The organism is Sphingomonas psychrolutea (genome assembly GCF_014636175.1).
GTDB lineage: Bacteria > Pseudomonadota > Alphaproteobacteria > Sphingomonadales > Sphingomonadaceae > Sphingomonas > Sphingomonas psychrolutea.
Genome location: NZ_BMDW01000012.1, coordinates 1 through 18,802 on the forward strand (window position 1 = coordinate 1; position 18,802 = coordinate 18,802).

Annotated in this window: 19 protein-coding genes, 1 tRNA gene and 1 pseudogene; 9 read left to right on the forward strand and 12 right to left on the reverse strand. The window is 64.6% G+C overall.

The annotated features are described in order from the left end of the window. A pseudogene (locus IEV62_RS18355) lies at positions 1–779 on the forward strand (type I restriction endonuclease subunit R); the annotation flags it as partial. Between the two features lie 347 nt (positions 780–1,126). Here the strand turns inward: IEV62_RS18355 and IEV62_RS10675 are convergent. Together IEV62_RS10675 and folK are read right to left on the reverse strand one after the other, a co-directional pair. Further along, a tRNA-Lys gene (locus IEV62_RS10675) sits at positions 1,127–1,202 on the reverse strand. 14 nt (positions 1,203–1,216) lie between these two features. Further along, positions 1,217–1,726 (reverse strand): 2-amino-4-hydroxy-6-hydroxymethyldihydropteridine diphosphokinase, encoded by a 510-nt coding sequence (folK, locus tag IEV62_RS10680; RefSeq protein ID WP_188447279.1) that lies wholly within the window; start codon positions 1,724–1,726, stop codon positions 1,217–1,219. Between the two features lie 23 nt (positions 1,727–1,749). On the opposite strand from folK, the gene IEV62_RS10685 reads away from it, so the two are divergent. Continuing rightward, on the forward strand, positions 1,750–2,424 hold the full coding sequence (locus tag IEV62_RS10685; RefSeq protein WP_188447281.1) for a uracil-DNA glycosylase: 675 nt from the start codon (positions 1,750–1,752) through the stop codon (positions 2,422–2,424). 221 nt (positions 2,425–2,645) lie between these two features. On the opposite strand, the gene IEV62_RS10690 is transcribed toward IEV62_RS10685, so the two are convergent. Next, positions 2,646–3,212 carry a DUF4337 domain-containing protein gene (locus IEV62_RS10690; RefSeq protein ID WP_188447283.1) on the reverse strand — a complete coding sequence of 189 codons (567 nt, stop codon included), beginning with the start codon at positions 3,210–3,212 and terminating at the stop codon, positions 2,646–2,648. A gap of 110 nt (positions 3,213–3,322) precedes the next feature. On the opposite strand from IEV62_RS10690, the gene IEV62_RS10695 reads away from it, so the two are divergent. After that, positions 3,323–3,568, forward strand: a complete 246-nt coding sequence (locus tag IEV62_RS10695; RefSeq protein WP_188447285.1) for a hypothetical protein — start codon at positions 3,323–3,325, stop codon at positions 3,566–3,568. A gap of 5 nt (positions 3,569–3,573) precedes the next feature. On the opposite strand, the gene aguB is transcribed toward IEV62_RS10695, so the two are convergent. Beyond that, positions 3,574–4,425: an N-carbamoylputrescine amidase gene (gene aguB / locus IEV62_RS10700; protein WP_188447287.1), complete on the reverse strand. Its 852-nt coding sequence runs from the start codon at positions 4,423–4,425 to the stop codon at positions 3,574–3,576. 140 nt (positions 4,426–4,565) lie between these two features. On the opposite strand from aguB, the gene IEV62_RS10705 reads away from it, so the two are divergent. The 4 genes from IEV62_RS10705 to IEV62_RS10720 all read left to right on the forward strand — a co-directional run bounded on the left by IEV62_RS10705 (position 4,566) and on the right by IEV62_RS10720 (position 7,780). Then, the gene (locus IEV62_RS10705; protein ID WP_188447289.1) at positions 4,566–5,366 is read left to right on the forward strand and encodes a Coq4 family protein; all 801 of its coding nucleotides are present in this window, start codon (positions 4,566–4,568) and stop codon (positions 5,364–5,366) included. 53 nt (positions 5,367–5,419) lie between these two features. Next, the gene (recF, locus tag IEV62_RS10710; protein WP_188447463.1) at positions 5,420–6,466 is read left to right on the forward strand and encodes a DNA replication/repair protein RecF; all 1,047 of its coding nucleotides are present in this window, start codon (positions 5,420–5,422) and stop codon (positions 6,464–6,466) included. Between the two features lie 22 nt (positions 6,467–6,488). Then, on the forward strand, positions 6,489–7,292 hold the full coding sequence (locus tag IEV62_RS10715; RefSeq protein ID WP_188447291.1) for a MerR family transcriptional regulator: 804 nt from the start codon (positions 6,489–6,491) through the stop codon (positions 7,290–7,292). A gap of 101 nt (positions 7,293–7,393) precedes the next feature. Further along, positions 7,394–7,780, forward strand: coding sequence for a hypothetical protein (locus tag IEV62_RS10720; RefSeq protein ID WP_188447293.1), 387 nt, complete (start codon positions 7,394–7,396; stop codon positions 7,778–7,780). Between the two features lie 85 nt (positions 7,781–7,865). Here IEV62_RS10720 and IEV62_RS10725 read toward each other — a convergent pair whose 3' ends face one another. Beyond that, positions 7,866–8,609 (reverse strand): redoxin domain-containing protein, encoded by a 744-nt coding sequence (locus tag IEV62_RS10725; RefSeq protein WP_188447295.1) that lies wholly within the window; start codon positions 8,607–8,609, stop codon positions 7,866–7,868. Positions 8,610–8,780: 171 nt separating this feature from the next. Here IEV62_RS10725 and gyrB point away from each other — a divergent pair, with 171 nt between their 5' ends. Both gyrB and IEV62_RS10735 read left to right on the forward strand, forming a co-directional pair. Next, positions 8,781–11,321 carry a DNA topoisomerase (ATP-hydrolyzing) subunit B gene (gyrB, locus tag IEV62_RS10730; protein WP_188447297.1) on the forward strand — a complete coding sequence of 847 codons (2,541 nt, stop codon included), beginning with the start codon at positions 8,781–8,783 and terminating at the stop codon, positions 11,319–11,321. Between the two features lie 23 nt (positions 11,322–11,344). Next, positions 11,345–12,109 (forward strand): class I SAM-dependent methyltransferase, encoded by a 765-nt coding sequence (locus IEV62_RS10735; RefSeq protein ID WP_229733029.1) that lies wholly within the window; start codon positions 11,345–11,347, stop codon positions 12,107–12,109. 9 nt (positions 12,110–12,118) lie between these two features. Here the strand turns inward: IEV62_RS10735 and IEV62_RS10740 are convergent, their stop codons facing one another. The 7 genes from IEV62_RS10740 to IEV62_RS10770 form a co-directional block, all read right to left on the reverse strand. Then, a complete protein-coding gene (locus tag IEV62_RS10740; protein WP_188447299.1) occupies positions 12,119–13,171 on the reverse strand; it encodes a sensor histidine kinase in 1,053 nt (350 codons plus the stop codon). Between the two features lie 8 nt (positions 13,172–13,179). After that, on the reverse strand, positions 13,180–13,629 hold the full coding sequence (locus tag IEV62_RS10745; protein WP_188447301.1) for a response regulator: 450 nt from the start codon (positions 13,627–13,629) through the stop codon (positions 13,180–13,182). Further along, on the reverse strand, positions 13,626–15,155 hold the full coding sequence (locus tag IEV62_RS10750; protein ID WP_188447302.1) for a sensor histidine kinase: 1,530 nt from the start codon (positions 15,153–15,155) through the stop codon (positions 13,626–13,628). Before IEV62_RS10750 ends, IEV62_RS10745 begins: the two co-directional genes overlap by 4 nt. Positions 15,156–15,230: 75 nt before the next feature. Further along, on the reverse strand, positions 15,231–15,965 hold the full coding sequence (locus IEV62_RS10755; protein ID WP_188447304.1) for a 3'-5' exonuclease: 735 nt from the start codon (positions 15,963–15,965) through the stop codon (positions 15,231–15,233). 263 nt (positions 15,966–16,228) lie between these two features. Then, complete coding sequence (pgmG, locus tag IEV62_RS10760; protein WP_188447306.1) at positions 16,229–17,611, reverse strand: phosphoglucomutase/phosphomannomutase PgmG; 1,383 nt, start codon at positions 17,609–17,611, stop codon at positions 16,229–16,231. Between the two features lie 91 nt (positions 17,612–17,702). Continuing rightward, positions 17,703–17,954, reverse strand: a complete 252-nt coding sequence (locus IEV62_RS10765; RefSeq protein ID WP_188447308.1) for a DnaJ domain-containing protein — start codon at positions 17,952–17,954, stop codon at positions 17,703–17,705. Continuing rightward, positions 17,954–18,748 carry a division plane positioning ATPase MipZ gene (locus tag IEV62_RS10770; protein ID WP_188447310.1) on the reverse strand — a complete coding sequence of 265 codons (795 nt, stop codon included), beginning with the start codon at positions 18,746–18,748 and terminating at the stop codon, positions 17,954–17,956. Before IEV62_RS10770 ends, IEV62_RS10765 begins: the two co-directional genes overlap by 1 nt. Positions 18,749–18,802 lie beyond the last annotated feature (54 nt).

Below are 18,802 nucleotides of genomic sequence, written 5' to 3' on the forward strand. Positions count from 1 at the left end.
GAAAACACCATCCGTTCCGCAACAGCCTTCCTCTACGCTGCCGCCGCCCTCGTTATCCTCCGACGCCTCGCTCGTTACGCTTGAGATTCAAGACGGGCTCTCAGGCCAACAAGGACAAAACCGCCCAGGATGAGACGAGGGATGAGATGAACGCCCTGCTTTTGTTCAAGAATGACATCGGAAGCTTCGTCCATCTCTACACCTTCCTGTCACAGATCTTCGACTACGCCAGCACCGATATCGAGAAGCGGTTCCTGTTCTTCAAGCGCCTCTCGCCCCTGCTGCAGTTCGGCCGCGAACGCGAAGGAGTGGATCTCTCAGGCGTAAAGCTCACCCATCACAACCTGAAAGACGAGGGAAAACGCGCCTTGTCGATCGGCGGCGCCGACTTACCGAACCTGCCGCCGATCACCGGCGTTGGCTCGGGTAGCGTCCAGGACAAGCAAAAAGCGCTGCTGGCGGCGATCATTGCCAAGGTAAATGACCTGTTCGAAGGCGAGCTCACTGACGACGATCAGCTCATTTACGTGAACAACGTCATCAAGGGGAAGCTGCTCGAATCTGATTCCCTGCGATTGCAGGCGCAGAACAACACCAAGGCTCAGTTCGCTGCCTCCCCCACTTTGGCAGCCGAAATCCTGAACGCGGTGATGGATGCACTGACCGCTCACGAGACGATGAGCAGCCAAGCTCTCAACAGCCAGAAAGTCCGCGATGGGCTGAAGGAAATCCTCCTTGGACCCGGACAGCTCTACGAGGCACTGCGCGACCCCGAGTAGCGAACACGGCTTTCTGCGGGATTGGGATCACGCTGAGCAGAGCACCCTTTCTCTAACCGCACCGATCTATCGCACCCACAGGGTCTTCCAGATCGGTCGGCGACGAACAGAACTGGGGCGAAAGCCGAACGACCTCACGAGTGCCGGCTGAGAAATTCGAACCGTTGAGTTGTGGTTTAGGAAAGTGGGAAAAATTCCCGGGCGCTCAGGCGGGATCATCATCGATCGCAGCCCCGTTTCCCGACAAAAAATGTGCGCGGTACCCTTCGAGGTCAAACGCGATGCTACCTATTTGCTACCTGAGAAATAGAAGGGTGGCCGATGCCGCCCCTAAGTCATTGAAAACGTGGTGGGCCCGTCGGGACTCGAACCCGAGACCTACAGATTAAAAGTCCGTTGCTCTACCAACTGAGCTACGGGCCCACACTGGGCATGCGTTAGGGTCGGGTGTCGGCTTGGTCAACCCGAGGAAGTCCCCGACGCAACCGCGCGCGCAACTGGCGCACCGTCAGCCCGCTCAGCGGATCGCGCCAGTCGGGGGCGACGCCGAGCAACGGCCCCAGCACGAAATCGCGCGCACGAAACGCGATATGCGGGATCGTGAGCCCGGGCGCGCACCACGGCCCGCCCGACCACAGGACGATATCAAGGTCGATCACGCGCGCGCTCCAGCGCTGCCCGCGCCGCCGCCCGAACGCGCGTTCGATCGCTTTGAGCCGGTCGAGGACCACAGGCGGTTGATCGACGCTTTCGATCAGCACTACGGCATTGGCATAGCGCCGGATCGACGGCCCGATCGGGGCACTCGCCACGACCGGCGAGACCGCGACCACGCCGGCTAAGGCCGCGATGGCTGCAGCGACCTCGGCGACGGGCCGACCGTGCCGCCCGCAGCGGTTCGATCCAATCGCGATGGCATAGTGAAAGGCATGGCTTGAGGTCGGCACCACAACACGCCTAACGCAAAGCGATGAACTTCGCACCCAGTCCGCTTGCCGCGACCGAACCACCGCGCGATTGCCCGCTTTGCCCGCGCCTTGTCGCGCTACGCGACGATCTGCGCGCCGAACATCCCGAATGGTGGAACGCGCCCGTCAACGCCTTTGGCGACCCCGATGCCTGGCTCGCCATCGTCGGCCTGGCCCCCGGCAAGCACGGTGCCAATCGTACGGGTCGTCCCTTCACCGGCGACCAGTCCGGGCCGTTATTGTTCGATACGCTGGCCGCGCACGGCTTCGTCTCGGGCGCGTACGAGAGCAGCCCGGAGGATTCGCTGCAACTGCACGGCGCCATCATCATCAACGCGGTCAAATGCCTGCCGCCGCAGAACAAGCCCACACCGGAGGAAATTCACGCTTGCCGCCCATTCCTGGCGGGGCAGGTGGCGGACTTGCCGAACGCGCGCGTGTTCGTGGCGCTGGGACAGATCGCGCATCAATCGGCGGTCAAGGTGCTCGGCGGGAGGCTCCCGAAATGCCGCTTCGGCCATCTTGCGGAACACCGCATGCCCGATGGCCGCATCCTGATCGATAGCTATCACTGCTCACGCTACAATCAGAATACCGGGCGGCTGACGCCCGAAATGTTCGACGCGGTGTTTGCGCGGGCGGTGGCATTGCGGGGCACAACTGACGCGCCAAGATGATCTCTCTGATGACCGATGCGTTGTAAGCGATCCTTGCGCGGACGGGCGAGCTCCGCCGCCAAAAAGATCGCTCCACCGCTGCACTGTAGGCGGCTAGCTTAGATATCCTGCACAAACCGCGCGTACAGGTCGGGTCGCCGATCACGGAGAATTTCCAACGCCGCGCGGTGCCGCTTTATGCGGTCGAGACCGAGCGCTGCGACGACCGCGCCTGCGCGGTGCTACCCCAGCACCGTGCTCAGCACATCGGGATGGAAGCCCCATCCGGCAAAGCCGCACAGCCCCAGAAACAGCCCAAAGCTGCCAAACGCCCAGCCGGCGAACAGCAAGGGGAAGCTTTCCGCCAGCGCCGCCACCGCCGCCATCGAGATCGCGGTCGAGAGCGCCGCCTCGCTCGCGTCGAACTGATCGTCATGCACGTTGAGCGCATCATAGCGATCGGCAAAGCCTTGCGCTTGTTTCGCCAGCGCCGGTGCCTCGCGCGTGTATTTGGCGATTTCGCCGTCAAGCCGGACGATCGCCGCGCCGGCCGCAGCCTTTGCGCCGGGCGTGGCGGCGAGCACGACCATCTCGTCGCGTGCCGTCTCGGCGATATGCAATTTGGTCTTGGTCGCCTGATATTCGCCCCAGCGATCGACCGAATCGGCCTTCGCCTGCGCCATGTTCTGGACGATGTTGCCGTCCTTGATGTTGCCGAGCCCCATGAACACCGACAGCGCGACGACCGTGATCGCGACCCAGCGGTTGAGCCGCTTATCCTTGGCTTCGGCGCTGACTTCGATCTCCATCACGGCAATTGCACCATGCTGCTGGTCAGCACGCCAGTGAATTCGGCGTCATCCGAGCTTCATGCGCACCTGGAAGCGTGGTAATGAGGAGCCGTCATCAGGAGAAAGCCATGCTGATCGCAACCCTCGTCGCGCTGTCGACCGCTGCCGCCGTGACATCGCCCACCAAGCCTGTGACGCTCAAGCCGATGTGCCGCAATCCTGGCATCATCCTCGCCAAATCCGAGGGCAGTGTCACCATCCGTCCCCTGGCCGACGCGCCACCTGCGCGGCAGATCAAGGCGGTGGTGCGCGAGATCGAGGGCTGCAACACGCCGATCGTTGTCAATGCCGAGGTCGGAACGCCACACCGCTAGGCGACTCAGATATCCTGCACCAGCCGCCCGTAGAGATCAGGCCGACGATCGCGGAAGAAGCCGAACGCCGCGCGGTGGCGTTTGACGCGGTCGAGGTCGAGCGTCGCGACAATCACCCCCGTTTCGTCACGGCCCAACTCGCCCAGAATGTCGCCGCGCTCGTCGGTAATGAAGCTGGTGCCGTAGAAGGTCTGGCCATGCTCGACCCCGATGCGATTCGCCGCCACCACCGGCACCACGTTCGACACGGCATGCCCGACCATCGCGCGCCGCCACAGTCGCGCGGTGTCGAGGCTGGTATCGTGCGGCTCGCTGCCGATCGCGGTCGGGAAGAACAACACGTCCGATCCCATCAGCATCAGCGCGCGCGCGGTTTCGGGATACCATTGGTCCCAGCACACGCCCACGCCAAGCGTGGTGGCGTCCGGCCCCGGCCAGACCTTGAAGCCAGTATTGCCGGGCCGGAAATAGAATTTCTCCTCATAGCCCGGCCCATCGGGAATATGGCTCTTGCGATACACGCCCTGCACCGCGCCATCGGGCCCGATCATCGCCAGCGAATTGTAATGATGCGGCCCGTCCGCCTCGAAAAAGCTCGTCGGGATCGTCACGTTCAGTTCGGCTGCGAGCGTCTGCATCGCCAGCACGGCCTTGTGCTGCCCCACCGGTCTGGCTTGCGCGAACAGGCCTTCATCCTCGACGCGGCAGAAATATTCGCCTTCGAACAATTCGGGCGGCAGGATGACTTGCGCGCCCTGGCCCGCGGCCTCGCGCACCAGCGCAGCGACATTGGCGATGTTCGTGTCGATATCCGACGTGAAGGCGAGTTGCAGCGCGGCGACGGTGATTTGGGTCATGCCGCCTCATATCGTCGTTTGCGGGTCAGTTTCAAACCCGGAACCCGATCGATCGCGCAGGACCACAATGACGGTACGGCATGCTTGACCCAATCCGCGAAACGATTTATTGACATTTGTGTCAGTAAGGACCCGAATCGATGGCAAAGCTTCCTCCCTTCCCCGGCACAAACGGTCGTCGCGACTGGCGCACGGCGTTCGATGCAATCCGCATTTTGCTCGCAAACGGCGACGACACGACGCAAGTGTTTCGCATCATGCGCGCTTTGAACGTCGGCAATGCGCCGATGAACTATGCGCGGCTGATCGCGACCGAACAGGGCGGGCGGCTGGCGTGCGAACAGGTCGAATTGGCGCAGCGCTTCTCCGACCCCGCCTACGTCGCGCGTTTCGCGCCCGGTACGGTTGGTGCTGCGTATCGCGATTTTCTCGCGACCACGGGTTATTCGGCCGATGGCCTGGTCGAGGTCAGCAAGGTCATCAGCGAAGATCAAGTGCAGCATCCCTATGCCTGGTTCGGGCGGCGGGTGCGCGACACGCACGACATCTGGCACGTGCTGACTGGCTATAAAGCCGACGAATCACTTGGCGAGGCCTGCCTTGTCGCGTTCAGCTATGCGCAGGTCGGCGGACTCGGCTGGGCGTTCATCGGTGGCGCGGCGGCGCTCAAAAGCCTCGGCGCGACTCGCGGCACGCTCTTCGCCCGCGCGGTGTGGGAGGGCTATCGCAACGGCGGCCGCGCACAATGGATTTCGGGCGAGGATTATGAGGCGCTGCTCGCCGAACCGATTGACGCCGCCCGCGCGCGGCTCGGGATCGCGACACCGGTCGCGTATCTGAAAGCGCAGCGCGAGTTGGGGCCGGAACTGGCATCGTACCTCAGCAAGCGCCGCGACGCCGCCGCCGAACCGGCCCCAACGCCGGAACGCCTCGCCGCCTGAATCCGGTGCGCGCGTAAATTGCGAAAGCTGCGCGACCCGGTAGAGCGGGCGTGATGCTCACGCGCCTGATCCTCACCGATTTCCGCAACCATGCCGACCTGACGATCGCGCCGGGGCCGGGCTTCGTCGTGCTGACCGGCGAGAATGGCGCGGGCAAGACCAATGTGCTGGAAGCCGTGTCGCTGCTCGCGCCCGGCCGCGGTTTGCGGCGTGCGGCGCTTGGCGACATGGCGCGGCAAAACGGCCCCGGCGGCTTTGGCGTCGCTGCGGATTTGACCGGCGACGTCGCGATCGCCACCGGCACGCACGCCGCCGCCCCCGAACGGCGGATCGTCCGCGTTCAGGGATCGGCGGTCGCGGCGACCGCGCTCGCCGAATGGCTGACGGTGGTGTGGCTGACGCCGGCAATGGATCGCTTGTTCGTCGAGCCGGCGGGCGAGCGCCGCCGCTTTCTCGACCGCCTCACGCTGGCCTTGTCCTCGGCGCATGCCATGCACGCCAATCGCTACGAAGCCGCGATGCGTGCGCGCAATCGCTTGCTCGCCGACGACGCCGCGCCCGACCGTGAGTGGCTGTCGGCGCTGGAAGCGCAAATGGCCGAGCATGGCGCGGCGATCGACGCCGCGCGGCGCGAGACCGTCGCCGCGTTGGCGGAGCGACTGGTCGAGCAGCCCGACGGCCCCTTCGCGCGCGCAGGCCTCGCGCTGGAGGGCTGGACCGGCGCGAGCAACAGTCTCGCCGCCGATCTCGCCCGCGGCCGTGCGCGCGATGCAGCCGCCGGGCGCGCGCTGGTCGGCCCGCACCGCAGCGATCTGGTGGTCACCCATCTCGGCAAGGGTCAGGCGGCGGGTCTGTGCTCGACCGGCGAGCAAAAGGCGCTGCTGCTCGGCCTGATCCTTGCGCATGCCGATCTGGTGGCCGAGCGCACCGGCGCGCCGCCCGTACTCTTGCTCGATGAGGTCGCGGCGCATCTCGACCCCCTCCGCCGCGCCGCCTTGTTCGATCGGCTGTCCGGCATGGGGCAAGTGTGGATGACGGGCACCGAGGACGCCCTGTTCGCCGATTTGGGGCGCGATTTTTTCCGCTTGCAGTTGACCTAACGTCAACCGCTACACCGTCGCCATGACGACGATTCTCGACATTGCCGATGTCGCCCGCCTAACCGGCTTGAGCCCGCGCGCCTTGCGTTTTTACGAAGCGCGCGGGTTGGTGACCCCGCTGCGTACCGCCTCCGCACGACGCCTCTACGATGCCGCCGCGCTGGAGCGGTTGCATCAGGTCGTTGCGCTCAAACGCGCCGGGTTGAGCCTTGCGCGGATCAAGCAGCTGTTCGACCGTCGCACGATCGACCTGCGCGCGCTGATCGTCGCGCAACTCGATCAGGTTACCGAACAGGCGCAGGCGCTGGCCGATATCCGCGCGATCCTCGCCACCACTTTGTCCCGCATCGACCGAGGCGAGCCGATCGATGCCGCGACCTTCTGCTCGCTGATCCGATCCGGAGAAGCAACGATGGAACATCCGATGAAAGCGATCGTCGATCGCTATTTCAGCCCAGACGACAAGGCAGAATGGGCCAAGACCGCCGCGCCCGCGTACGAAGGCATGGACTATGCAGCGTATCAGGCACAGTGGCGCACGCTAAGCGACACGATCGCGGCAGCACTCCCGCTCGACCCTGCCGGGGCCGAGGCACAAGCGTTTCTCGATCAATGGTTCGCGCTCTTGAAGCCGTTCACCGCCGTCGCGACGCCGCAAATGTGGAATGGCGTCGCGCAAATGTATTCCGACATGCCCAAATGGCAGAACGAGGCCGACCCGGGCTTTTCGTATACCGTATGGCAATTCATCGCGAGCGCAACCAAGGCCCGCCGCGACGCCGGCGGGACGATCGACGGCCCCGGATGGATGACCGGCGCGCGCTGAACACGAAAGCGGCTCGGAACGCGCGTTCCGGGCCGCGATTCGGTCGGCGCGCATCGCCATCTTCTTATTGAATCCGAAAGCTCTTTCGCCGACAGTGCGGCATGAACGCGACACACACCATACGGGTCGATCCGCAAAAAAAGCTGGTCGACATCACGTTGGCGGGTTTCTTCGACGTGCCCCGAGTGATTCAAGTCGCAATCGACGGAAAGGCCGCGATCGAGAGCTTGGGACTCGCGCCGCATGAGCATCTCACCTTGATCGACGTGTCCGATTTCAGTCTGCAATCGCAGGATGTCGTCTCGGCGTTACAAAGCACATTTGGCAACCCGCGTTACGCCTCACGGCGGCTGGCTGTCGTCACCGACAAATCGCTTTCGCCGATGCAGGTACAGCGCGTCCTGAAACGCGACACCGCCCAGTGGTTCGACGACCGACGCGAGGCCGAAGCGTGGTTGTGCGACGATCGGCCAACGCAAGACGCTTAATCGGTCGCCAGCGCCGCAAGCCGCACCGCCTGCCGCGGGCGACTCGCCCATTTCGCTTCCTTCTCTGGGAAGCTCGCGCGATAATCTAGAGTCGGTCGAGAATACCGTCGCAAAGTGCCGTGACCAGTGCGTCGCCGTCGGGCGATTGCCACAAGGTGCCGCGGTCACCGGCAAGCATCGCGCGCTTGTCCGCGTCGGTCAGGATGTACGACCCGGGCTGCTTGGCGGCTGCACCGGGCGGAAGCGCCGCCGTCAGCGCACCACGGCTCCGCCCGCGGATCCGTCCCCGCGAATCGACGAGCAAAGTGCACGGCAGCGTCCCGCCATCGCCCATCGGCGATGGCGACAGCGTCAGCATCAGGCGCTTCCCGCCGTTTGGCTCGACCAGCAGCGGCAAGCCAGCGACGCGGGCTTGCGTCAACCGCGCGGTCGCGCCGGCAAAACCGAGCTTCTCCGCGATGCAGGTCGGCACCGCGACGATGTCGAAATTCGGTCCCGCGAAACGTCGGCGCAGCGCGGCGAAATCGCGCGCCTCGACCAGGCATGGCGCGCACCATTCTGCCCATAAGGTGACGATCCGTGTCTTGCCACGCAGGCTGTCGAGCGAAAGCTTCGCCGCGCCGTTCGACACTTTGATCGGTGGCAATGGCAGATCGACCTTTTCGAAGGTCAGCGCGAGCCGGTTTTTGTCCAGCGGGGTGCCCGTGAACAGCCGCGGACCGGATTTCAGCGTGAGAATGGGCGCCGCTGATAGACGAGCGGGGCTGGCGAGCCCGGCAAGCATGCCGCCAAGGATCGCACGACGATCAAGTCCGCCACCGATTGCCACGACATTTCTCCCGGTTAGGCCCCAGCGGGCGGCTTGTTCCTGCCCCTTTGCCTGCGCTGCTATCGTACCGCTTCAGCACGTCGCCGGAGAGTGGCGTAGGCACCCGCACACCGCAAGCGGCGATCGCCCATTTCGCTTCCGTTTTTCGCCCGCCGACCCTATATACTCGGCATGGCAACCACACCCGAAAGCAATAACCCCAATATCCCGAATCAAGGCGACTATGGCGCCGATTCGATCAAGGTGCTGAAAGGCCTCGACGCCGTCCGCAAGCGCCCTGGCATGTACATTGGCGATACCGACGATGGCTCGGGCCTCCACCACATGGTGTTCGAAGTCAGCGACAATGCGATCGACGAAGCGCTCGCCGGGCATTGCGACCGGATCGACATCACCTTGAACGCCGATGGCTCGGTCTCGGTCGAGGATAATGGCCGTGGGATTCCGACCGGAATCCATACCGAGGAAGGCGTGTCCGCCGCCGAGGTCATCATGACCCAGCTCCATGCTGGCGGTAAGTTCGAGAACACCTCGGATGACAATGCCTATAAGGTTTCCGGCGGCCTGCACGGCGTCGGCGTCTCGGTGGTCAATGCGCTGTCCGAATGGCTCGATCTGACGATCTGGCGCGACGAGACCGAGCATTACATGCGCTTTGCGTTTGGCGATGCGGTGGCACCGCTCAAGGTGGTCGGCCCCGCGCCCGGCAAGAAGGGGACCAAGGTCACCTTCTTCCCCTCGCCCGCCACCTTCAAAATCACCGAATTCGATTTCGACAAGCTCGAGCATCGCTACCGCGAACTCGCCTTCCTCAATTCGGGCGTGCGGCTGTATCTCAACGATGCGCGCCATGCCGATCTCAAGACGGTCGAACTCTATTATGAGGGCGGGATCGCCGCGTTCGTGAAATATCTCGATCGCAACAAAATTCCGCTGATGCCCGAGCCGGTCGCGATTTCGGGTACGCGCGACGACGTGACGATCGACGTCGCGCTTGAGTGGAACGACTCCTATTACGAGAACGTCCTCGCCTTCACCAACAACATCCCGCAGCGCGACGGCGGCACGCATATGGCGGCATTCCGCGCGGCGATGACGCGCACGCTCAACAATTATGCCGAGAAATCGGGCATGTTGAAAAAGGAAAAGGTCACGCTGACCGGCGATGACATGCGCGAAGGCCTGACCGCGATCGTCTCGGTCAAGCTGCCCGACCCGAAGTTCAGCAGCCAGACCAAGGACAAGCTGGTCTCGTCCGAAGTGCGCCAGCCGCTCGAAAGCTTGATGGCCGACAAGCTCGCCGAATGGCTCGAGGAAAACCCCGCGCACGGCAAATCGATCATCCTCAAGATCATCGACGCCGCGGCCGCGCGCGAAGCCGCCAAGAAGGCGCGCGAACTGACCCGGCGCAAGGGCGTGATGGACATCGCCAGCCTGCCCGGCAAGCTCGCCGATTGCCAGGAGCGTGATCCCGCCAAGTCCGAACTGTTCCTGGTCGAGGGGGATTCGGCCGGTGGTTCGGCCAAGCAAGGCCGCGATCGCCACTTCCAGGCGATCCTGCCGTTGCGCGGCAAGATCCTCAACGTCGAGCGTGCGCGCTTCGACCGGATGCTGTCGTCGAAGGAAATCGGCACGCTCATTCAGGCAATGGGCACGGGCATTGGCCGCGACGACTTCAAGATCGAAAAGCTGCGCTATCACAAGATCGTGATCATGACCGACGCCGATGTCGACGGCGCGCATATCCGCACGCTGTTGCTGACGTTTTTCTATCGCCAGATGCCCGAGATCATCACCAACGGGCACCTCTACATCGCGCAGCCGCCGCTCTACAAAGCGACGCGCGGACGCTCGGAAGTGTATCTCAAGGACGATAGCGCGCTCGACGAATATCTGGTCGAGGCGGGTGTTGCCGGCACGCTACTCGAAGGCGTGCAGGGCGGGACGCGGTCGGGCCAGGACCTGCGGATGCTGGTCGACCATGCGCGGCGGATGCGCACGCTGATGCGCTATATCCCGCGGCGCTACGATCCGACGATCGTCGAAGCGCTGGCAATGGGCGGCGCGCTCGATCCGGCGCTCGATCTCGCGGCGCGCCGCGACGTCGTGGTGCAAGTCGTCCGCGGACTCGATGCCGGTGATCCCGAAGCGCGCTGGTCGGCCCGGCTGGCCGAGGATGGTGGCTTCCATGTCGAGCGCGTGTGGCGCGGCGTGACCGATCATCACATCATCGAAGGCGCGTTCCTCGGCTCGGCCGAAGCGCGCAAACTGCACGGCCTCGCGGTCGAGCAGGGCGAGGCGTACGAACAGACCGCGCGGATCGTCTCGTCCAAGGCAGCGGCTGCGGCGCAGGCCGAAGTCGATGCCGCCGGGGATGCAGCGGCCGCGACCGAGGCACCGGCCCAGGCCCCCGTGGCAACCGCCGCAAAGGGGTCAACGATGGTCGCGCGTCCGTCGCAATTGCTCGACGCGATCCTTGCCGCCGGGCGCAAGGGCCTGTCGATCCAGCGCTATAAGGGTCTCGGCGAAATGAACGCCGAGCAATTGTGGGAGACGACGCTCGATCCGCAAGCGCGCTCGATGCTCCGCGTCGAGATCGAGCAGGCCGATGTGGCGGACGAAATCTTCACGCGGCTGATGGGCGATGTGGTCGAGCCACGCCGCGAATTTATCCAGGAGAATGCGCTAAGCGTCGCCAATCTCGACGTCTGACGCGCCCATGTGAGGGAGAAGGCATGATGCGTGGATTTCTGATGGGAGCGGCAGCCGCCGCGTTGATCGCAACCGCCGCTGTTGCGGCCACCGTTCCAGCCTCCAAACATAGCGCCAAGGAAACCGCGCGTGCAGTGGCGGCGGGCCTCGCCAACCCGGCGCGCGCCGAACAGGCGGGCGACGATGCCCGGCGCAGAGCGGCCGAGGTCCTCGCTTTCTCAGGGGTAGGCCCGGGCGACGAGGTGCTCGATTTCTTCCCCGGCGGCGGATATTGGACGCGGATCTTCGCCGGCGTGGTCGGCAAGACCGGCCATGTCTATGCAATCTGGCCCGCCGCTGCCGCCAAATATGCCACCAAGGCGCTCCCGGCGCTTGAAGCGCTGCATATCCCGAACGCCTCGGCGAGGGTGCTGGGCGTGGGCATCGTCGCGGCGCCGGAGCCGGTCGATATCGTCTGGACCGTGCAGAATTATCACGACGTCAACAATTTTGGTGGCGAGGCGGCGATCGATGCCTTCAACGCCGCCGTCCTTAAGGCGCTGAAACCGGGCGGCAGCTATATCGTGATCGACCATGCCGACCCCGGCACTGGCCTTGCCAGCACAGGCACGTCGCATCGGATCGATCCGGCGACGGTCAAGGCCGAAGTGACCAAGGCCGGCTTCGAATTCGTTGGAGAGAGCAACGTGCTCAGCAACCCGGCCGACGACCATAAGGCCAATGTGTTCGATCCCGCGATCCGCGGCCATACCGACCAGTTCGTCTATAAATTCCGTAAACCCCGCTAAGCCGACGCCTTAACCCAGGGCCGCGCGCAGCGTCGCGCGGACCCCGGAGCGTACGCCGCGGCTCGCGGTGTCATATTCGACGTTGGTCTGCAGACTCTGCGCCATCGCACGGATCAGCTTCGTGCCAACGCCGGTGCCGCGCGCTGGCGCATCCGCTACCATCCCCACACCGTCGTCCTCGACCGCAAGGCGAAAATGCGCATCGCCCTCGTCGATCAACGACACGCGGACCTCTCCGCCCCCACGCTTTTCCCCGTCACTGGGATAGGCGTATTTGCACGCATTGCTGACCAATTCGGTGACGATCACGCCCAGCGAGACGGCGCGGTCGGTCGACAGCCGGATCGGATCGGCGGCGAGCGAAAGCCGGCGCGGGGCGGTCGGGGTAGACCAGGTCTCGCCCAATTCCTCGACCAGCGCACCCAGATACTCGCGCATATCGACCTGTTCGACGTCGTTGCTGGTGTAAAGCCGCCGATGGACTTGCGCGATCGCCGCGATACGGCGCTGCGTATCCTCAAGCGCGAGCCGCGCATCGGCATTATCGAGCGCGGTGGCTTGCATCCGCACCATCGCCGAAACGATTTGCAAGCTGTTGGCGACGCGGTGGTTGACCTCGCTCAGCAGCGCCTCGAGCCGGGCGTTGCTGGCGCGCAACTGATCCTCGGCGGCGGCCTTGTCGCGTTCCAGCGCGGTGCGTTCGAGCACTTGAGCAAACGCGCTGACCAGCAAGTCGAAGAAATCGCTGCCGACCGATTTTACGACATAGTCCGCAGCGCCCGCTTTCAACGCGGCGACCGCGATCCGCCCTTCCTCCGACCCGGTGACATAGACGACCGGCGGCGGCGCAGGCAGCGCGCGCAGCTGCTTCAGCGTTTCCAGCCCGTCCATGCCCGGCATATAATGGTCGACCGCGATCAGATCGAACGCGCGCGCGCTGGCCAGCGCAACGCCCTCCACCCCGCTTTCGGCAACCGTCACGTCGAAACCATGCCGCGCGAGCGTGCGTGCCGCCAGTCGCCGCAGGCCCGCATCATCGTCGATATAAAGAACCGTTGTCACGCTGACGCTTACCCCCCTGGCTCCATGTCCGGGACCTGAATGACCGATAAAAACAGGCCAAGCTGGCGGATCGCCTGGGCGAAACTCTCATAATTGACCGGCTTGGTGATGTAGACGTTGCAGCCAAGATCGTAGCAGCGCTGAATCTCGACCTTGTCGTCGGTGGTTGTCAGCACCACCACCGGCGTGCGGCGCAGCGGGCCATCGGTCGCCTTGATCTTCGCCAGAATGTCGGTGCCGCTCATGTCGGGCAAATTGAGATCGAGCAGCACCAGCGCCGGGCCATTGCGTTGCGGGCCGTCTGCCGCGTTGAACAGATAGTCGAGCGCGCTCGTGCCGTCGGTGAAATGCGTAATCGTATTGCTGATGCCCGCGCGGCGGATGTTCTTCTCGATCAGCCGCGCATGGCCCTCATCGTCCTCGATCATCACGATGCTGACGGTCTTATGGTCGGTCATGGTGCTTTCCCCGAAGTGGCTACGATGGTTGCATCGGTCAGGGCGACCGGCAGCGTCAAACGGAAGGTCGCACCCTGGCCGAGTTCCGACGCCACGTCGATCACCCCGCCCAGCCGGTACGCCAGCGTACGGACATGCGCGAGCCCGATCCCCTCGCCCGGTTGGTCCTGATTGCCCGATCGCCGGAACAGGTCGAACACACGGCTGTGGTCGTTCGGCGCGATGCCGCGGCCATTGTCTTCGATCTCGAACGTAACGCGCGCCCTATCGCGCTTGCCCCGCACCACGATCTGCCCGACGCGCGCAGGATCGAGATATTTGACCGCATTCTCGATCAAATTCGAAAAAATTTGTTCGGTGGCAAGCCGGTCGCTGACGATCGTCGGCAAGGGGCGTTCGACCGTGACCGTCGCACCCCGCTGGGCGAGCTGCTGGGTCAGGCTTGCCGTGATCCCGTCGATCATCGCGGTCAGGTCGAGCGGCTCGGGTGCGATCACACGACGGCCCTCGCGCGACAGTTTGAGGATCGCGTTGATCAGCCGGTCCATCTTCTGCGTCGAGCTGCGGATGAAGCCGATCGCCTCGGGCAAATCCTCGCGCGCCGCGAGCCGGGCGTCTTCGGTGACGATTTCGGGGGCATGCGCCTCGGCACGGTCGATCAGCGCGCAGAGCGTGGCCGCCGCCCCCTCGAGTTCGGCAGTGAAGCCCATCACATTGACCAGCGGGCTGCGCAGATCGTGGCTGACGATGTAGGCGAAGCGCTGGATTTCGTCATTGGCGCGCGTCAAATCGGCGGTGCGTTCGGCAACTTGCGCCTCCAGCGTATCCGCGAAATCGCGCACCCTGTCGCGCGACGTTGCCAAATCGCGGGTATAGCGCAGGACGGTCGCGAGCGTGACCGCCGCGACCAGCACGAGCAACAGCCCGGCAATGGCCAGCGTGGTGTAGAACACCCGGACGCTGGCGCGCTGTTCGGCATTGCGGATCGCGAGCAGGCGCTGTTCCTCACCTGCCATCGCCCCAGCAAGCGTCCGGACCGCGCGCATCCGGGGGGCGCTCGTCTCGGACACGAACAGCGCCAGCGCGGCGGCACGATCACCCCGCTGCGCCGCCGCGATCGTGCGTTCACGCTGCCGCGCCAAATCGTCGGTCAGCGCGCGCAGCTTCGCCAAATTGCCTTGCTGCAGCGGATTGTCGCGCGTCAGCGTGGCGATGCGCGCGATCAGCGTCGGCAAGTCGGCCATAGTGCTACGGTAGGTGTCGAGATAGATTGGGTCGCCGGTCAGCAGGAAACCACGGCGCGTCGTCTCGCTTTGCTCAATCGCGATCCGCGTCCGGTCGATCGCGAGTTCGACCTCATAGGTGTGGTTGACGTCGCGTGTATGCGCTTCATTGCGCGCCGTCGACCAGGCGGCGGCAATCCCCGCGGCGATCAGCGCGGCGAACCCCAGCGCCATCGCGGCAACGAGGAACCGCCCCATCCGCCCTTCGGTGACGCCGAAACCCAAGACCATGCGCTGCGCCATCTTGCGCCCCTTACGCAGCAGCACGGACCTTGACCAGCCGCACCAGCTTGATTTCGATCAACCCTGGCGCGGAGCTCAATCGTGGGACGAAGTGCCGCGCCGCGTGCGCTCGGTCTCGGCGGTGAAGCGCACATCCTCGTCACGGTCGCCGAGCATGATCGCGAGCGAGTCGTCGCTGATCTCGCACCAGTCCTTGCCGCGATCGGGGCCGGGGCGGATCACGCGCGGGAGTAAGCCGGGAAGGCGCGACCAGGCCAGCAACTGCTCCAGCCCGACGGCATTGAGCGCATCGCGCAGATGGAAGGCGGCGACATAGGCGTCGGGAAAGGCGCGATGCGCCGGCAGGCCGCGTTCATGCTCCAGCCCCACGGGCTTGCGCCAGTAGCGCAGCATCTGGTTGGAGAAAGCCGGCGTATCGGGCCACAGCCGCAACGCGCATTTCCAGGTGCAGATCCACGGCGCGTCGCGCGTCAGCGCCGGGCTGCAGAATTTCTCTTCATACAGCGAGCGATGCGCCGCGAGCGCGACGCGCCTGGGATAGGGATCGAGCACACCGCGCGCGACGTCATGCCACAAGGGCGCGTCGGCGACCTGTTCGTCGAGGATATGGTGGATCGTCTGCGTCAGCGGCGGGATCGGCCGCCCCGGATTGACGAGCCGCGCACCACCCTCGCCGTGGATCTCCCAGCGCCCGTCCGCACCGAGCGCTACGTCCTGCCAGCCGATTTCACAGACCCCGTGGAGCGGCGGCGCTTCGCCGGTCGTCTCGAGGTCGATGACGCGGATGATCTGAGGGGCGGGGGGCGGCATCGTGCCTAGGTGGCGTGTTCGGCGCCGAATTGCGAGGAAAGAAGGTTCGTTCGCGCAGAGGCGCGGAGGACGCGGAGGTAGAAGGGAAAGATTATCTCACGCGAAGGCACGAAGGCGCGAAGGCGCGAAGCGCTTTGAAACCCGGTCACTGCGCATGGCGGCGAGGAAGCCGCATCGCGGAACCGTTCTTCGCGTCTCCGCGCCTTCGCTTGAAAAACTTTCTTCTCCGCGTCCTCCGCGCCTCTGCGCGAACCAAATCCTTCTCAGTGCGCAGCCTGCTCCCCGCGCACCAACCCGCTCTGCGCCAACTGGTCATCGATCATCGCCAGCAACCGGTCGAGCCCGGCCTGATCCTTCGCCTCGGCGCGCGCCACCAGCACGTCCTGCGTGTTCGACGCGCGCAGCAGCCACCAGCCGTCGGGCGTATTGACGCGCGCACCGTCGGTGCGGTTGACGTCGGCCCCCGCCGCTTCGAGCCGCTCAAGCACTTCCTCGACCACCGCGAACTTGCGGGCCTCATCGACCTGGAAGCGCATCTCCGGCGTGTTGACCAAAGCCGGCATCGCGCCGCGCAAGTCCGTGATCGACTTCCCGATCATATGCGCCGCACGGATCAACCGGACGGCGGCGTAATGCGCGTCGTCAAAGCCGTAAAATTCATGCGCGAAGAAGATGTGGCCGCTCATTTCGCCGGCGAGCGGGCTGTCGGTCTCGCGCATCTTCATCTTGATCAGCGAATGCCCGGTCTTCCACATCAGCGGTTCGCCGCCGAGTTCACGCACGCGGTCGAACAGCATCTGGCTCGCCTTCACGTCGGCAATGATCGTCGCGCCGTGCAATTCCTTCAACACAGGTTCCGCCAAAATGGACAGAATCTGATCGCCCCAGATAACACGGCCTTGCCCGTCAATCGCGCCAATCCGGTCGCCATCGCCGTCAAAAGCCAGTCCGAAATCGAGCTGCTTGTCCGCGACCAGCGCCTTCAGATCGGCAAGGTTCTTTTCCTCGGTAGGGTCGGGATGATGGTTGGGAAAATTGCCGTCGACATCGGTGAAGAGCAAATGATGCTCACCCGGCAGCAGCTTGACGAGCTTCTCGATGATCGGGCCCGACACCCCATTGCCCGCGTCCCAGCCGATGCGATAGCTGCCGCCAGCATAACCCGCCACCAGCCGATTGACATAATCGTCCTCGATATCTGCGGTCGAAACCGTGCCTTCGCCGGTCTCCCAATCGCCCTCCGCCGCCATGCGACCGAGCTCCTGAATATCGGCCCCGAAAAACGGCTTGTGCTGCAGCACCATCTTGAAGCCGTTATACTCGGCGGGATTATGGCTGCCGGTTATCTCGATGCCGCCATCCACTTCTAGCGTGGCTTCGGCATAATAAAGCATCGGCGTCGGCCCCATGCCGATCCGCACGACATCGACGCCAACCGCCGTCAGCCCACCAATCAGCGCCGTCTCAAGCTGGGGCGAGGACAGCCGTCCGTCATAGCCAACCGCAACGCGCGTGCCGCCCGCGCGCCGCACGCGCGTGCCGAAGCCACGCCCGATCGCATCGGCATCCGCCGCGCCCAGCGTCTTGCCGACGATTCCGCGAATGTCATATTCACGCAACGATGTGGGGTTGAACATGTGCGTCATCTGATCGGCTCCCTCGATAGTCGGTCCATGCCCAATCGGTGAGCAATGCGAAAGTTCAATGACGGGTCAAAATCTCATGCGGCGGCAAAGACTAACGCCGCAGCAGCACGTCGCGTGCGGCGTTGATCCGGCGCGTCAGGTCGGCCGACCCGCCTTTGTCGGGATGGACGGCGGATACCAGCCGCCGGTGCGCCGCGCGGATCGCGGCGGCATCGGCCGCGGCATCGACGCCGAGCACCGCACGCGCCTCGGCTTCATCCAGCCGCAGCGTCGGCTTGGGCCGCGGTCGCAGCACCAGCCAGATGCCGATCAACACGGCCACGATGAGCAGGACTTTTGCCATCAGGCGAACAGCGGCAGAACGGGTTCGGGGAGTGCCAGCGCGCCCATCATCTCGCGCAATTCCTGGCGCGCGGCGACATGCGCCAGGCCCATCGAGCCGAATTCGCCCGAATCGAGCATCGTCAGCCCGGCCGGAAACATCTCGCGGTAAATCACGCGCTCGCCCAGGCCAGGGACGATCCGGAAGCCGACGCGCTTGGCGAGCTGATCGAGCGCCTCCGACACGCGCCGCATGTTGCGCGCTTCGATATGCTGGACGCGGTTGCGCAGCACCACCCAGTCGATCGTCGAGCCATCGGCCTTCGCGCGGACCTTGCGGGCTTCCCAGATCAATTCGGCATAGAAGCTCGGGCGCGTAACCTTGTAGGTTACCGGATCGACCTGTCCGATCAGGTCGAAATCGACAAAGCTGTCGTTCATCGGCGTTACAAGCGTATCGGCACGGCTTGCCGCCATCCGCGCGAAGCGGTCGTCGCGGCCGGGCGTGTCGATCACGAGGAAGTCCGCATCGGTCGCGAGCGACTCCATGCTCTCGGTGAATCGCGCGAGGCTCTCGCCATCGTGCGTGGCATGGCGCGGGGTCGGCAGCGAGCGCCCGGTGCGCTTTACCGTCTCCGCGCGATTGTCGAAATAGCGCCCCATCGTGCGTTGGCGATGGTCGAGATCGAAGGCGGCCACGTTCGCGCCGCGGGTCGCAAGCGCGATGGCGACGTGCACGGCGGTGGTGGATTTGCCGGTACCGCCTTTTTCATTGGCGAAGACGATAATGTGTGGCTTTCGCGCAGCAGTCGCCAACGTGGTCGCTTCCCGTCTTGTTCGGTTTGATCGCGCCTCATAGAAGACGCCCCC

Bases quoted from the DNA above. Each gene is read 5' to 3' on its own strand.
- IEV62_RS10685 (WP_188447281.1), top strand. From the start codon at position 1,750: ATGAACTTCGCACCCAGTCCGCTTGCCGCGACCGAACCACCGCGCGAT.
- IEV62_RS10690 (WP_188447283.1), bottom strand. From the start codon at position 3,212: ATGGAGATCGAAGTCAGCGCCGAAGCCAAGGATAAGCGGCTCAACCGC.
- IEV62_RS10695 (WP_188447285.1), top strand. From the start codon at position 3,323: ATGCTGATCGCAACCCTCGTCGCGCTGTCGACCGCTGCCGCCGTGACA.
- aguB (WP_188447287.1), bottom strand. From the start codon at position 4,425: ATGACCCAAATCACCGTCGCCGCGCTGCAACTCGCCTTCACGTCGGAT.
- IEV62_RS10705 (WP_188447289.1), top strand. From the start codon at position 4,566: ATGGCAAAGCTTCCTCCCTTCCCCGGCACAAACGGTCGTCGCGACTGG.
- recF (WP_188447463.1), top strand. From the start codon at position 5,420: ATGCTCACGCGCCTGATCCTCACCGATTTCCGCAACCATGCCGACCTG.
- IEV62_RS10715 (WP_188447291.1), top strand. From the start codon at position 6,489: ATGACGACGATTCTCGACATTGCCGATGTCGCCCGCCTAACCGGCTTG.
- IEV62_RS10720 (WP_188447293.1), top strand. From the start codon at position 7,394: ATGAACGCGACACACACCATACGGGTCGATCCGCAAAAAAAGCTGGTC.
- gyrB (WP_188447297.1), top strand. From the start codon at position 8,781: ATGGCAACCACACCCGAAAGCAATAACCCCAATATCCCGAATCAAGGC.
- IEV62_RS10735 (WP_229733029.1), top strand. From the start codon at position 11,345: ATGATGCGTGGATTTCTGATGGGAGCGGCAGCCGCCGCGTTGATCGCA.
- IEV62_RS10745 (WP_188447301.1), bottom strand. From the start codon at position 13,629: ATGACCGACCATAAGACCGTCAGCATCGTGATGATCGAGGACGATGAG.
- IEV62_RS10750 (WP_188447302.1), bottom strand. From the start codon at position 15,155: ATGGCGCAGCGCATGGTCTTGGGTTTCGGCGTCACCGAAGGGCGGATG.
- IEV62_RS10755 (WP_188447304.1), bottom strand. From the start codon at position 15,965: ATGCCGCCCCCCGCCCCTCAGATCATCCGCGTCATCGACCTCGAGACG.
- pgmG (WP_188447306.1), bottom strand. From the start codon at position 17,611: ATGACGCACATGTTCAACCCCACATCGTTGCGTGAATATGACATTCGC.
- IEV62_RS10765 (WP_188447308.1), bottom strand. From the start codon at position 17,954: ATGGCAAAAGTCCTGCTCATCGTGGCCGTGTTGATCGGCATCTGGCTG.